This window comes from Pseudomonas sp. MYb13 (assembly GCF_002980075.1).
Taxonomy (GTDB): Bacteria; Pseudomonadota; Gammaproteobacteria; order Pseudomonadales; family Pseudomonadaceae; genus Aquipseudomonas; species Aquipseudomonas lurida.
In genome coordinates, this window is the sequence record NZ_PCQI01000002.1 from 69,413 (window position 1) to 82,537 (window position 13,125).

The 13,125-nt window shown below is 60.5% G+C and carries 14 protein-coding genes; 4 read left to right on the forward strand and 10 right to left on the reverse strand.

The features are described 5' to 3' along the window. The first annotated feature begins 27 nt into the window (after positions 1-27). Both CQ002_RS03815 and pdeM read left to right on the forward strand, forming a co-directional pair. Positions 28-2,508, forward strand: a complete 2,481-nt coding sequence (locus tag CQ002_RS03815) for a ligase-associated DNA damage response DEXH box helicase (RefSeq protein WP_105161751.1) — start codon at positions 28-30, stop codon at positions 2,506-2,508. Then, on the forward strand, positions 2,508-3,158 hold the full coding sequence (pdeM, locus tag CQ002_RS03820) for a ligase-associated DNA damage response endonuclease PdeM (protein WP_034109065.1): 651 nt from the start codon (positions 2,508-2,510) through the stop codon (positions 3,156-3,158). The genes CQ002_RS03815 and pdeM overlap by 1 nt, the downstream gene beginning before the upstream one ends. Before the next feature lie 15 nt (positions 3,159-3,173). Here pdeM and CQ002_RS03825 read toward each other — a convergent pair whose 3' ends face one another. Then, positions 3,174-3,371 carry a hypothetical protein gene (locus CQ002_RS03825; RefSeq protein ID WP_010212420.1) on the reverse strand — a complete coding sequence of 66 codons (198 nt, stop codon included), beginning with the start codon at positions 3,369-3,371 and terminating at the stop codon, positions 3,174-3,176. 108 nt (positions 3,372-3,479) lie between these two features. Next, the gene (dcd, locus tag CQ002_RS03830; protein WP_034109068.1) at positions 3,480-4,046 is read right to left on the reverse strand and encodes a dCTP deaminase; all 567 of its coding nucleotides are present in this window, start codon (positions 4,044-4,046) and stop codon (positions 3,480-3,482) included. A gap of 400 nt (positions 4,047-4,446) precedes the next feature. Here dcd and CQ002_RS03835 point away from each other — a divergent pair, with 400 nt between their 5' ends. Then, on the forward strand, positions 4,447-4,656 hold the full coding sequence (locus tag CQ002_RS03835) for a cold-shock protein (RefSeq protein WP_002554837.1): 210 nt from the start codon (positions 4,447-4,449) through the stop codon (positions 4,654-4,656). A gap of 199 nt (positions 4,657-4,855) precedes the next feature. On the opposite strand, the gene rpoS is transcribed toward CQ002_RS03835, so the two are convergent. The 8 genes from rpoS to CQ002_RS03880 form a co-directional block, all read right to left on the reverse strand. Further along, a complete protein-coding gene (rpoS, locus tag CQ002_RS03845) occupies positions 4,856-5,860 on the reverse strand; it encodes an RNA polymerase sigma factor RpoS (RefSeq protein WP_025855149.1) in 1,005 nt (334 codons plus the stop codon). Between the two features lie 105 nt (positions 5,861-5,965). Then, positions 5,966-6,802 carry a peptidoglycan DD-metalloendopeptidase family protein gene (locus CQ002_RS03850; protein WP_034109070.1) on the reverse strand — a complete coding sequence of 279 codons (837 nt, stop codon included), beginning with the start codon at positions 6,800-6,802 and terminating at the stop codon, positions 5,966-5,968. 207 nt (positions 6,803-7,009) lie between these two features. After that, the gene (locus CQ002_RS03855) at positions 7,010-7,645 is read right to left on the reverse strand and encodes a protein-L-isoaspartate(D-aspartate) O-methyltransferase (protein ID WP_177431153.1); all 636 of its coding nucleotides are present in this window, start codon (positions 7,643-7,645) and stop codon (positions 7,010-7,012) included. Positions 7,646-7,686: 41 nt separating this feature from the next. Next, positions 7,687-8,436 (reverse strand): 5'/3'-nucleotidase SurE, encoded by a 750-nt coding sequence (gene surE / locus CQ002_RS03860; RefSeq protein WP_034109072.1) that lies wholly within the window; start codon positions 8,434-8,436, stop codon positions 7,687-7,689. After that, positions 8,424-9,482: a tRNA pseudouridine(13) synthase TruD gene (truD, locus tag CQ002_RS03865; protein ID WP_069022148.1), complete on the reverse strand. Its 1,059-nt coding sequence runs from the start codon at positions 9,480-9,482 to the stop codon at positions 8,424-8,426. Before truD ends, surE begins: the two co-directional genes overlap by 13 nt. Next, positions 9,479-9,952 carry a 2-C-methyl-D-erythritol 2,4-cyclodiphosphate synthase gene (ispF, locus tag CQ002_RS03870; protein WP_105161749.1) on the reverse strand — a complete coding sequence of 158 codons (474 nt, stop codon included), beginning with the start codon at positions 9,950-9,952 and terminating at the stop codon, positions 9,479-9,481. The genes truD and ispF overlap by 4 nt, the downstream gene beginning before the upstream one ends. Before the next feature lie 54 nt (positions 9,953-10,006). Continuing rightward, positions 10,007-10,852 (reverse strand): S-formylglutathione hydrolase, encoded by an 846-nt coding sequence (gene fghA / locus CQ002_RS03875; RefSeq protein WP_034109074.1) that lies wholly within the window; start codon positions 10,850-10,852, stop codon positions 10,007-10,009. A gap of 88 nt (positions 10,853-10,940) precedes the next feature. After that, on the reverse strand, positions 10,941-12,053 hold the full coding sequence (locus tag CQ002_RS03880; protein ID WP_010212435.1) for an S-(hydroxymethyl)glutathione dehydrogenase/class III alcohol dehydrogenase: 1,113 nt from the start codon (positions 12,051-12,053) through the stop codon (positions 10,941-10,943). A 110-nt stretch (positions 12,054-12,163) separates the two neighbouring features. On the opposite strand from CQ002_RS03880, the gene CQ002_RS03885 reads away from it, so the two are divergent. Then, positions 12,164-13,060, forward strand: a complete 897-nt coding sequence (locus CQ002_RS03885) for a LysR substrate-binding domain-containing protein (protein ID WP_069022147.1) — start codon at positions 12,164-12,166, stop codon at positions 13,058-13,060. Positions 13,061-13,125 lie beyond the last annotated feature (65 nt).

The following is a 13,125-nucleotide window of genomic DNA, read 5'->3' on the forward strand; positions in this document are numbered from 1 at the left end:
ATAGGCCTTCCAGAGTTCAGCCACCGCATGGCAAAACCCATCGACTTCGCCAAACAATGGTTTGCCGCCAAAGGCTGGAAGCCGTTCGCCTTTCAGAAAGACGTATGGGCGGCGGTCAAGGGGGGCCAGTCGGGGTTGCTGCATGCCAACACCGGCGCGGGTAAGACCTATGCGCTGTGGTTTGCCGCCCTCAATCGCTTCGCCATCACTCGCCCGCCCGTGACGGGTAAACGCAAACCTCCCGCTGAACCCCTGACGGTGCTGTGGATCACGCCCATGCGTGCCCTGGCGGCCGACACCGCGCGCGCCCTCGAAGCGCCGCTTGAAACGTTGGAGATTCCCTGGAGTGTCGGCCTGCGCACCGGCGATACCAGCAGCAGTGAGCGCGCCCGGCAGACACGGCGCCAACCCACTGCACTGATCACGACGCCGGAAAGCCTGACCCTGATGCTGGCGCGCGCCGACAGCGAAGTGGGCCTGGCGCACCTGCGCATGGTGGTCGTGGATGAATGGCATGAATTGATTGGCAACAAGCGCGGCGTACAGTTGCAACTGGCGCTGGCACGGCTGCGGCGTTGGCATCCGGAGCTGATGGTGTGGGGTATCTCGGCGACCTTGGGCAACCAGTCCCACGCCTTGGAAGTACTGGTCCCACAAGGGGGCGGGATCAACGTGCAAGGCAAAACGGCTAAACAGCTGCAGGTCGACACCTTGCTGCCACCCGTCGCCGAGCGCTTTCCCTGGGCCGGGCACATCGGCTTGAAGATGTTGCCCCAGGTGGTGGCCGAGGTGGACGCCAGCAGTAGCTGCCTGGTGTTTACCAATACGCGGGCACAATCGGAAATCTGGTATCAGGCCTTACTGGACGCCCGGCCGGACTGGGCCGGGGTGATTGCCCTGCACCACGGTTCGTTGTCCCGGGAAACCCGCGATTGGGTGGAACGGGCGCTGAAAGACGGCCAGCTCAAGGCGGTGGTGTGCACATCGAGCCTCGACCTAGGGGTGGACTTCCTGCCCGTGGAGCGCGTACTGCAGATCGGCTCGGCCAAAGGTGTGGCGCGCTTGATGCAGCGCGCCGGGCGTTCGGGGCATGCGCCAGGGCGGCCATCGCGGGTGACGTTGGTGCCGACCCACAGCCTGGAGCTGGTGGAAGCCGCGGCGGCCCAGGATGCGATTGCCCAGCGGCGCATTGAAGCGCGGGAATCACCGCACAAGCCATTGGATGTGCTCGTACAACATTTGGTCAGCATGGCGCTGGGCGGCGGGTTTACACCCGATGCCTTACTGGCCGAGGTGCGCGGTGCCTGGGCTTATCGCGACCTCACGGACGCAGACTGGGCGTGGGCGCTGGGTTTTGTGCGCCATGGCGGCCTCTCGCTGACCGCCTACCCGGATTACCGCCGCGTAGAACCAGACGAGCATGGGGTATGGCGCGTCCCCGATGCCCGGCTGGCGCGTCGTCATCGGATGAGCGTGGGCACGATCGTCAGCGATGCCAGTATCCAGCTGAAATTCTGGAGCAAGGGCGGTGGCGGCAAGAATCTGGGGAGTGTCGAGGAAGGCTTTATTGCGCGGCTCAAGCCTGGCGACGGCTTTCTATTTGCCGGTCGCTTGCTGGAGCTGGTACGGGTGGAAAACATGACCGCCTATGTACGCCGCAGCACCGCGAAAAAAGCCGCCGTGCCGCGCTGGAATGGCGGGCGCATGCCCCTTTCCAATGAGCTGGCCCAGGCCGTGGTGGAGCGCTTTGATGCGGCGGCGCACGGTCACTATGAAGGCCCGGAGATGCAGGCAGTGCAGTCCCTGTTGCAGACGCAGTTGCGCTGGTCGGGCCTGCCGACGCGCAAGCATTTGCTGGCCGAGGCGCTGAAGTCCAGGGAGGGGTGGCACCTGTTTCTCTATCCGTTCGCCGGGCGCCAGGTGCACTTGGGCCTGGCGAGCCTGCTGGCGTGGCGGGTGAGCCAGCGGCAGGCGGTGACTTTTTCGATTGCCGTCAATGATTACGGGCTGGAGTTGTTGAGCGCCACCGAAGTGGACTGGCCGGCGCTGCTGAATGAATCGTTACTGAGCCCTGAGCATTTGCTGGAGCACGTGGCGGCCAGCCTGAATGCCGGTGAACTGGCCCTGCGCCGCTTTCGCGAGATCGCACGTATTGCCGGGCTGGTGTTTGCCGGATATCCGGGTGCGCCGAAAAGTACGCGGCAGGTGCAGGCCTCCAGCGGCTTGTTCTTTGAGGTGTTCAAGCAATATGACCCGCAGAACCTGCTGCTGACCCAGGCCGGGGAAGAAGTCCTGCGCGATGAGTTGGATATTCATCGGTTGGATGAGACATTGCGTCATCTTTCAGCGCTCAAACGAGACCTGCACCTGATCGAACGGCCTACGCCCCTGGCCTTTCCATTGCTGGTGGAGCGAATGCGCGAAAGCCTCAGTTCGGAAAAACTCTCGGAGCGCATTGCGCGGATGGTCAAGGACCTGGAAAAAGTCGCGGATAACGGGAAGCGCTGATGCATTGCTCATTGATGCTGGAGGGGGAAGCGTTGTGGCTGCTGGCCGAAAAGGCGGTGTACTGGCCCGCTCAACAGTGCTTGCTGATAGCCGACGCGCATTTCGGCAAGGCATCCGCCTATCGCAGCCTGGGCCAGCCGGTGCCACAGGGGACCACCACCGAGAACCTGCAGCGCCTGGATCGGCTGCTATCCGCGCTACCGTGCACGCAGGTGATCTTTCTCGGCGATTTCCTGCACGGCCCCGGCTCACATGCCAGCGGCACCCTGAGCGCGCTGAGAGCCTGGCGCGCACGTCATGACAAATTGGCGATGACCCTGATTCGCGGCAATCACGACAAGCGCGCCGGTGACCCGCCTGTCGACTTGAACATCGAGGTCGTCCCGGAGCCGCTGCTGATGGGCCCTTTCGCCCTGCAGCACGAACCGGATGCGCATCCCAGCCATCATGTGCTGGCGGGGCATGTACATCCGGTATATCGCTTGCGTGGCAGAGGCCGGCAGAGCCTACGGTTACCGTGCTTTCAGATCGGGACGCGGGTCAGCTTGCTGCCGGCGTTCGGGGCATTTACCGGTGGCTTTGCGGTGGAACAGGAGAATGACCGCCGAATCTTCGTGATCGGCGACCACGAGGTATGGCCAGTGCGATGACCGGCCTTCCAGGTATCAGGCGACAGGCGCGGGTGGTGGCTCGTCCGGCAAGGTCGGTTCACCCGGTTCGGTGGGTTGTGGGTAATCCGGCTCGGGTTGGCCGGGAATGCCGCCCGCATAAGCAGGATCGGCCATCAGGGACCAGGCCAGAACGCCAATCTGGTTGGGTTCAAGCCGGGCAAGTTCTGCGCTGATTCTCGGGTCGATCTTCATAAGGTACTCCTCAAGCGTGGCTCGGCGCGTTTTACACGCGCCGAGGCAGTACACCTAGATAGAGTCACTTTCCGCAGACTAATTCCCTTTACGCGTAAGACCTTTCGATCAAGCGCGTGGGAGGGTGACGCCGCGCTGGCCTTGGTACTTGCCTGCGCGGTCTTTGTAGGACACTTCACAGTCCTCGTCTGACTGCAGGAACAGCATCTGCGCCACACCCTCGTTGGCGTAGATTTTCGCCGGCAAGGTGGTGGTGTTGGAGAACTCCAGGGTCACGTGGCCTTCCCACTCGGGCTCAAGCGGCGTCACGTTGACGATGATGCCGCAACGCGCGTAGGTGCTCTTGCCCAGGCAGATGGTCAGCACATCGCGGGGAATACGGAAGAACTCCACGGTGCGCGCCAGGGCGAAGGAGTTTGGCGGAATGATGCACACGTCGCTCTTGACGTCGACGAAGCTCTTTTCGTCGAAGTTCTTCGGATCGACGATCGCCGAATTGATGTTGGTGAACACCTTGAACTCATCGGCGCAACGTACGTCGTAGCCGTAGCTGGAAACGCCGTAGGAAATCACAGGGGCATCGCCTTGACCACGGATCTGGCGCTCGACGAACGGTTCGATCATGCCGTGCTCTTGCGCCATGCGGCGAATCCACTTGTCCGATTTGATGCTCATGGCGGGTGTCCTGAATAGCGAGGTGGAAAAATTCTGTTGGGCATCTTACCGGGGCCGGCGTTGGGGTTCAAAGGCCACGGGGCTTTTGTTGAAGAATGTCGCGACAAATGCGCCTGCCTTTAAAGCCTCAACCAGCGTGGCCGGGACCCGTAGTGCCATTCAGGGTGACTGGAAATACCACCGCCAGTCACGAATTTGGAGAAACCTTCGGAAATACCATTGGCACGTTCCGGAAAAAGGGTTAAGGTGGCGCCACTGTGCTGCTTGTGTCACTGAGAATCTCTACACGATATGTTGAATTTCGATCCAACCATCTCCAAGAATTTTTCCTGCTCTTTGCACTCAGTCTCGGCCAGGGCTTTTCCTGAGTCGCAGTTAACTTTGTCCAAGGAGATACACCATGTCTAATCGCCAAACTGGTACCGTTAAGTGGTTCAACGATGAAAAAGGCTTCGGCTTCATCACTCCACAATCCGGTGACGACCTGTTCGTTCACTTCAAAGCTATCCAATCCGACGGCTTCAAAAGCCTGAAAGAAGGCCAACAGGTTTCTTTCATCGCTACCCGCGGTCAGAAAGGCATGCAAGCTGAAGAAGTTCAAGTTATCTAACTTGTACTGACTTAGTCGAAAAGACCCCGCCCTCAAAAGCGGGGTTTTTTTATGCCTGCTATTTGGCGCTGCGGTTGATCCAGGCATAAAAAATGTGGGAGCGGGCTTGCTCGCGAAGGCGGTGGATCAGTCGGCACATCTGTCGACTGATACTCCGCACTCGCGAGCAAGCCCGCTCCCACACTTAGTCCTGCGTCACTTACTGGAACAGCGACTCACTCGACAAGCCATTCTTCTCCAGGATCTCACGCAAGCGCTTGAGCCCTTCCACCTGGATCTGCCGCACCCGCTCACGGGTCAGGCCGATTTCCAGGCCTACGTCCTCCAGGGTGCTGCTCTCATGGCCGCGCAGGCCGAAGCGGCGAATCACCACCTCGCGCTGCTTGTCCGTGAGCTCCGACAGCCACTGGTCAATGCTTTGGGAAAGATCATCGTCCTGCAACAGCTCGCAAGGATCTGTAGGGCGATCATCCGTCAGGGTGTCCAGCAGGGTTTTATCCGAATCCGGACCCAGCGAGACATCGACCGAAGACACGCGCTCGTTCAAGCCGAGCATGCGCTTGACCTCCCCTACCGGCTTTTCCAGCAGGTTGGCGATCTCTTCAGGCGAAGGTTCATGATCGAGTTTTTGGGTAAGCTCACGCGCTGCCCGCAGGTAGACGTTGAGCTCCTTGACCACATGGATCGGCAACCGGATCGTGCGGGTCTGATTCATGATCGCCCGTTCGATGGTCTGGCGAATCCACCAGGTGGCATAGGTTGAAAAACGAAAGCCCCGCTCTGGGTCGAACTTCTCCACCGCCCGGATCAAGCCCAGGTTGCCTTCCTCGATCAAGTCCAACAGGGACAGCCCACGATTGACGTAGCGTCGGGCGATTTTCACCACCAGGCGCAGGTTGCTTTCGATCATGCGCTTGCGCCCAGCCGGATCGCCCTTTTGCGACAAGCGCGCAAAATGGACTTCTTCTTCGGGGGTCAGCAGAGGGGAAAAGCCGATTTCATTGAGGTACAGCTGGGTCGCGTCGAGCGCCCGTGTGTAGTCAATGTACTTGTGTTGTTTTAATGCGGTGGAGTTCTTGGATTTGGTGCGAACTGAAGGTACAGCAGGTCCCTCATTCGACATCGATTCCGTAGCGATGCCGGTCTCCATAAGGAGAACCTCATCGTCGATGTCAAACTCCGGCGCTTCTTTACTGAGAGCCATTGTTATAGTCCTTTGGTGAGTTCGACCTCAAGCTCAAGCGACGCCTCTATCCTTGGCAACGCTGGAGCCTGTTCCTTCTACGCGAGGAACAGGCTGTGCAACACATCAACGACGGGGTAGGAATTGCAGTGGATCTACAGGCTTCCCTTGACGGCGAATCTCAAAGTGCAGTTTCACCCGGTCTGTACCAGTTGACCCCATTTCGGCAATTGTCTGTCCGACTTTGACCTGCTGCCCCTCCCGAACCAACAGCCTACGGTTGTGGCCGTAAGCACTTACGTAGGTATCGCTGTGTTTGATGATGACCAGCTCGCCGTAGCCCCGTAAACCACTCCCGGCGTACACCACTGTCCCATCAGACGCAGCTAAAACAGGCTGTCCCAAATCCCCGGCGATATCAATGCCTTTATTCAAACTACCGTTTGAAGAGAATTTTCCAATCAGGATACCGTTTGAAGGCCACCCCCAACCGGTTGGGGCAGGCCCGGCAGGCGGCAGCGGCGCGGGTGCCGGCTTGGCTGCAGGGGCTGGCGTGGCACTGCCTGCAGGCCGGGTAATGATGGTGGTTTTGCTGGAGGACGATGGCGAAGATCCAGTGTTTGTCACAACTGCCGTTGGCGTTGAGCCGGTGCGACCGTCGAAGCGAATCGTCTGACCTGGATGTATCGTGTAGGGCACGGGAATATTGTTACGAGCTGCGAGCGCCTTGTAGTCCCAGCCATAACGGAAGGCAATCGAGAAAAGCGTATCGCCCTTGCGCACCACATATTGCCCGGTGGTGACCGTAGGCTTCTGCGGAGCGGCATTATTACGATCAACCACCCGCGCGCCGCTGCTTGGCGAGCTGGAACACCCTACCAGTACGGAACTGAAGACGAGGCCAAGCACCAGTCGATGAAAGCTTGTTTTACTCATACGCTGCGCAAGACCTGTGAGACTCACCCGCCGCTCCCTTTGTGGTGGCTGAACATGAACGCCTGTATCAGGCTTGAAATATGACGCAAGTATAACTGGGCAATAGAGTTTTACCGGCACATGTCTGAAACCAATCGTTCAGCGTGTTGATTCGTCGCCCCAGTCATGTTGACTCAATAGGCCCCGCTGTAAGACACATCCCCGCCAGCAGAATTCACCGCTGGCAAAAATTGATCAGGCCAGCGGGCCATTGAGCAACGGCACAAAACGAACGGCCCCGAGCACATGCCGGGAAAAGGCTTCGTCCTCACGGATAATGAGCATCAATTGTTGCACTTCACCGGAGCCCACCGGGATCACCAGACGCCCGCCGGGAGCGAGCTGATCGAGCAACGCTTGCGGCACATCGGTGGCCACGGCGGTCACGATGATGCCGTTGTATGGCGCCAGCGCCGGCCAGCCTTCCCAGCCATCACCCCAGCGGAACACCACGTTGCGCAGGTTCAGCTCCACCAGGCGCTCCTTGGCACGGTCTTGCAATACCTTGATGCGCTCCACCGAGAACACGCGCTCCACCAGTTGCGCGAGCACGGCGGTCTGGTAACCGGAACCGGTGCCGATTTCCAACACTTTGTCCAACGGCCCCGCCGCCAGCAGCAGCTCGCTCATGCGCGCCACCATGTAAGGCTGGGAGATGGTCTGGTTGTGGCCGATGGGCAGCGCCGTGTCTTCATACGCACGGTGGGCCAGGGCTTCATCGACAAACAGGTGCCGAGGCGTGCGCCGGATCACTTCCAGCACCTGGGCGTTGGACAAGCCCTCTTCGTACAGGCGCTGGATCAGGCGTTCGCGGGTACGCTGGGACGTCATCCCGATACCCCGGCGCAGCAAGTCGTCTTGTTCACGGCCCATCAGCGCAGTTCCTCCAGCCAGCCATCAAGACCACTGAAGGCGTCACTGAAGGTACGATCAAATTGCAATGGGGTAATCGATACATAACCTTGCATCACCGCATGAAAGTCCGTGCCCTCACCGCCATCTTCGGCATCGCCCGCTGCCGCGATCCAATAGCCTTCCTTGCCACGCGGGTCGACCACCTTCAGCGGCGCTGCCGCACGGGCACGATGGCCCAGGCGCGTCAGCTGGATGCCGCGAATATGGTCAAGGGGCAGGTTGGGGATATTGACGTTGAGCACGGTACGCGGCGGCAGGTTGAGGGAGCCGTGCGCTTGCACCAGCTTGCGCGCAAAATACGCGGCGGTGGGCAGGTTATCCAGTTGGCGCGAGGCAAACGAAAAGGCGAACGCGGTGCGCCCCAAGAAACGCCCTTCAAGCGCAGCCGCCACAGTACCGGAATACAGCACGTCATCACCCAGGTTCGCACCCAGGTTGATGCCCGACACCACCAGGTCCGGCTCGTGATCCAGCAGGCTGTTGATCGCCAGGTGGACGCAGTCGGTAGGGGTGCCGTTCACGCTGATAAAGCCATTGGCCAGGACTTGCGGGTGCAACGGACGGTCGAGCGTCAGCGAACTGCTGGCGCCGCTCTTGTCCTGGTCGGGGGCCACCACCACGCACTCGGCATAATCTTCCAGCGCAGCATAGAGCGCAGCAAGGCCGGGGGCGGTGGCACCGTCATCGTTTGATATCAGAATACGCATGGGTTGTCCGTCTGCCCCACCGGGACCAGATCAACAAGCTCGCGCACCAAGACAGTGGCGAAGCATCCGGCCGGCAGGACGAATTCCAATTGCAGAATGTCCAGCGAGGGATAATGCCACGTCAAACCGCCAATGGGCAGTCGCAGAATGCGACGTTCCTGGCTCATGCCGGCATTCACCAGCCAATCGCGCAAGTCGGCTTCCCCGGCGGCCACCGCCTGCTCAAGCTCAAAGGTCGCACCACTGGCAGGTGAATCACCTTCGCCCCACTGCGGCCCCGTGGGGTGCAGGTCCAGAATCGCCAGGCGCGGGTCGTTGCATTCCGCTTCGCCTGCCGGGAAAAAACTGCGGCTGTCGGTAAAGGCCAGCAGGTCGCCGACCTGGGCGCGCTGCCATGAACCGTCGGCCACACGTGCCGCCAGCACCTTGTTGAACAGAAAACTGCGCGCCGTGGACAGCAGCCGCGAACGCACATTGCGCTGCTCGGGCAAGGCTTTGCGTGCGGCCCACTCACGAGCGTCGACGACGTTGCCACCGTTGTGACCAAAGCGCTGGGCACCGAAGTAGTTCGGAATGCCGTGTTGGGCGATCAGTTGCAACCGCGCGTCGATGGCGGCGGTATCACCGGCCAACTGCGTCAGGCGCAAGGTGAAACCATTGGCCGAATGCGCGCCGCGCTGCAGCTTGCGCTTGTGGCGACCGGTCTTGAGGATCTTGAGGGTGTCGTTTTCTGCGGCACTCATGTCCGGGTCGGCCTTGCCCGGCAGCTGCACGCTGAACCACTGGCGGGTCAACGCCTGGCGATCCTTGAGCCCGGCATAACTGACGGTGCGCAACGGCACGCCGGCCGCCTTGGCGATGCGCCGCGCGGCTTCCTCGGTGTTGAGGCCTCGCTTCTCGACCCACAACCACAGGTGTTCACCCTCGCCGGTCAGCGGGATATCCAGCACTTCGTCGACCTGGAAGTCTTCGGCGGTCGCCTTCAGTACCGCGCTGCCCAGGGCCTCGCCATAGGCCCGCGGCCCCAACAATTGCAGTTCGTTCATGCGCGCAGCAACAAGGCAACGGAGTGCACGGCGATGCCCTCTTCACGACCGGTGAACCCGAGCTTTTCGGTGGTGGTGGCTTTCACGTTCACTTGGTCCAGTTCAATTTGCAGGTCGGCCGCAATCAGCGCGCGCATCGACTCGACATGGGGGGCCATCTTCGGCGCCTGGGCCACGATGGTGTTGTCGACGTTGCCGACCTTCCAGCCCTTGGCATGGATCAGGCCGACGACATGACGCAGCAATACACGACTGTCCGCCCCCTTGAAGGTCGGATCGGTGTCCGGAAAGTGCTTGCCGATATCGCCCAACGCCGCCGCGCCGAGCAAGGCATCGCTCAAGGCATGCAACACAACGTCGCCATCGGAATGAGCCAGCAAACCATGGTGATGTGCAATGTGCACGCCGCCCAAGGTAATGAAATCGCCTTCAGCGAAACGGTGCACATCGTAGCCGTGGCCAATACGCATAAAAAAACGCCCCGATTTAATTCAGGGCGTGATTCTACCTACTTTTGCCTCACATTAACCGAGCAAAGCACGGCCGTGGTGTCGCAAATGATCTTCGATGAAGCTGGCAATAAAGAAGTAGCTGTGGTCATAGCCGGGTTGCAGGCGCAGTTCCAGCGGATGGTTCGCCGCCTTGGCCGCTTGCTGCAGGGCTTCAGGCTTGAGTTGCACGGCGAGGAAATCGTCGCGGTCGCCCTGGTCCACCAGCAGTGGCAGTTTTTCCGAGGCTTCGCTGATCAGCACGCAGGCGTCCCATTCGCGCCACTTGGAGCGCTCTTCGCCCAAGTAGCGCGAAAAGGCTTTCTGGCCCCACGGGCAATCCATCGGGTTATTGATGGGCGAAAACGCTGACACCGATTGGTAGCGCCCAGGGTTGCGCAGGGCACACACCAACGCACCGTGCCCCCCCATCGAATGGCCGCTGATGCCACGTTTGTCCGATGCAGGGAAATGCGCTTCCACCAACGCCGGCAATTCCTGCACCACGTAGTCATGCATCCGATAGTGCTTGGCCCAAGGTTCCTGGGTGGCATTGAGGTAGAAGCCGGCGCCAAGGCCGAAATCCCATGCATTATCCGGATCACCGGGTACACCCGGCCCACGCGGGCTGGTATCTGGCGCGACGATGATCAACCCCAGTTCGGCGGCCATGCGCTGTGCACCGGCCTTCTGCATGAAGTTCTCATCGGTACAGGTGAGACCGGACAACCAGTACAGCACCGGCAACTTGCCGCCCTGCTCCGCTTGCGGCGGCAGGTAGACGGCGAAGGTCATGTCGCAGCCGAGCACATGGGAGCTGTGTTTGTAACGTTTGTGCCAGCCACCAAAACTCTTCTGGCAGGAGATGTTTTCCAGGGTCATGAGAATGCTCCCAGCTGCAAGCGGCAAGCAACCAGCTGCAAGTAAGGCGTGCTCACTTTCAGCTTGTCGCTTGTCGCTTGCCGCTGCTTCAGAAATGGATGACGGTGCGAATGCTCTTGCCTTCATGCATCAGGTCAAACGCTTTGTTGATGTCTTCCAGGCCCATGGTGTGGGTGATGAAGGTGTCCAGCGGGATCTCGCCGGTCTGGGCCATTTCCACGTAGCTCGGCAGTTCGGAACGGCCGCGCACGCCACCGAATGCCGAACCGCGCCAGACGCGACCGGTCACCAACTGAAATGGACGCGTCGCGATTTCCTGGCCGGCACCGGCGACACCAATGATCACCGACTCGCCCCAGCCTTTGTGGCAGCACTCGAGGGCCGCGCGCATCAGTTGCACGTTGCCGATACATTCGAACGAGAAGTCCACGCCGCCGTCGGTGAGGTCGACGATCACGTCCTGGATCGGGCGATCGTAGTCTTTCGGGTTAATGCAGTCGGTGGCACCCAGTTGCTTGGCGATCTCGAACTTGGCCGGGTTGATGTCGATGGCGATGATGCGGCCTGCCTTGGCCTTGACTGCGCCGATCACCGCAGACAGGCCGATACCGCCGAGGCCGAAGATCGCCACGGTATCGCCCGGCTTGACCTTGGCGGTGTTGATCACCGCGCCGATGCCGGTAGTGACGCCACACCCCAATAGGCAGACTTTTTCCAGCGGCGCCTCTTTAGGAATCTTGGCCACGGAAATTTCCGGCAGCACGGTGTACTCGGAGAAGGTCGAGGTCCCCATGTAGTGGAAAATCGGCTGGCCCTTGTAGGAAAAACGCGTGGTGCCGTCTGGCATCAGGCCTTTGCCCTGGGTGGAGCGGATGGCCTGGCACAGGTTGGTCTTGCCCGACAGGCAGAATTTGCACTTGCCGCACTCCGGGGTGTACAGCGGGATCACATGATCACCGACGGCCACGGACGTCACGCCCTCGCCAATCGCCTCGACCACCGCCCCGCCTTCGTGACCGAGGATCGACGGGAAGATACCTTCCGGGTCGGCACCCGAGAGGGTGTAGGCATCGGTGTGGCAAACGCCGGACGCGACCACGCGCAACAGCACTTCACCCGCCTTGGGCATAGCCACATCCACTTCGACGATTTCAAGGGGCTTCTTGGCTTCGAACGCTACGGCGGCACGGGACTTGATCATCCGGGTTTCTCCAGGGAGTTAAAAACTGAGACGTTGAGTGTAAAACATGGCTGGCTGATTAATAATCCAGGCCAAAGCAAAACTTTATTGCTGTACAGGGATAATCCGACATGCTGGAAAACCGCTGGGAAGGCATCGATGAATTCGTCGCGGTGGCCGAGTGCAGTCAATTCACTGCCGCCGCGGACAGGCTGGGAGTGTCGTCCTCGCACATCAGCCGTCAGGTGGCACGGCTGGAGGAGCGCCTGCAAACGCGGTTGTTGTATCGCAGTACGCGCAAGGTGACCCTGACCGAAGCGGGCCAGACCTTCCTGCAACATTGCCAGCGACTCCAGGACGGTCGTGAGGAGGCGCTACGCGCCGTCGGCGATCTCACCAGTGAACCCAAGGGCATGCTGCGCATGACCTGCGCCGTGGCTTACGGCGAGCGCTTTATCGTGCCACTGGTCACGCGGTTCATGGGGCTCTATCCGCAGTTGCGGGTAGACATCGAGCTGAGCAACCGCCAACTGGACTTGGTGCACGAAGGCCTCGACCTGGCGATTCGCCTGGGGCGCCTGCAGGATTCGCGCATGGTTGCCAGCCGGCTGGCACCGAGGCGCATGTACCTGTGCGCATCGCCGTCCTACCTGGCACGGTACGGTCGGCCACATAGCCTGTCGGAATTGAGTCGGCATAACTGTCTGATCGGCAGTTCGGATATCTGGCAACTGGCCCAGGACGGGCGGGAATTTTCCCAGCGCGTGCAGGGCAACTGGCGCTGCAACAGTGGCCAAGCGGTATTGGACGCGGCGTTGCAAGGGGTGGGGTTGTGCCAACTGCCGGATTATTACGTACTCGAGCACCTGCACAGTGGTGCACTGGTGTCATTGCTGGAGGCGCATCAACCGCCGAACACCGCCGTATGGGCGCTGTATCCGCAGCAGCGGCATTTGTCGCCCAAAGTCAGGAAACTGGTGGATTTCCTCAAGGAAGGGTTGGCTGGGCGGCCGGAGTACAGTCGGTAATTGGTAGTTGTTTGTGCCGGGCGCTTCGCAGGCAAGCCAGCTCCCACATTTGACCACGTTTACTC

Coding starts and splice junctions, on each gene's coding strand:
- surE (WP_034109072.1), bottom strand. CDS start 8,436: ATGCGTATTCTGATATCAAACGATGACGGTGCCACCGCCCCCGGCCTT.
- rpoS (WP_025855149.1), bottom strand. CDS start 5,860: ATGGCTCTCAGTAAAGAAGCGCCGGAGTTTGACATCGACGATGAGGTT.
- CQ002_RS03880 (WP_010212435.1), bottom strand. CDS start 12,053: ATGATCAAGTCCCGTGCCGCCGTAGCGTTCGAAGCCAAGAAGCCCCTT.
- fghA (WP_034109074.1), bottom strand. CDS start 10,852: ATGACCCTGGAAAACATCTCCTGCCAGAAGAGTTTTGGTGGCTGGCAC.
- dcd (WP_034109068.1), bottom strand. CDS start 4,046: ATGAGCATCAAATCGGACAAGTGGATTCGCCGCATGGCGCAAGAGCAC.
- CQ002_RS03885 (WP_069022147.1), top strand. CDS start 12,164: ATGCTGGAAAACCGCTGGGAAGGCATCGATGAATTCGTCGCGGTGGCC.
- CQ002_RS03835 (WP_002554837.1), top strand. CDS start 4,447: ATGTCTAATCGCCAAACTGGTACCGTTAAGTGGTTCAACGATGAAAAA.
- CQ002_RS03815 (WP_105161751.1), top strand. CDS start 28: ATGGCAAAACCCATCGACTTCGCCAAACAATGGTTTGCCGCCAAAGGC.
- pdeM (WP_034109065.1), top strand. CDS start 2,508: ATGCATTGCTCATTGATGCTGGAGGGGGAAGCGTTGTGGCTGCTGGCC.
- CQ002_RS03825 (WP_010212420.1), bottom strand. CDS start 3,371: ATGAAGATCGACCCGAGAATCAGCGCAGAACTTGCCCGGCTTGAACCC.
- truD (WP_069022148.1), bottom strand. CDS start 9,482: ATGAACGAACTGCAATTGTTGGGGCCGCGGGCCTATGGCGAGGCCCTG.
- CQ002_RS03855 (WP_177431153.1), bottom strand. CDS start 7,645: ATGACGTCCCAGCGTACCCGCGAACGCCTGATCCAGCGCCTGTACGAA.
- ispF (WP_105161749.1), bottom strand. CDS start 9,952: ATGCGTATTGGCCACGGCTACGATGTGCACCGTTTCGCTGAAGGCGAT.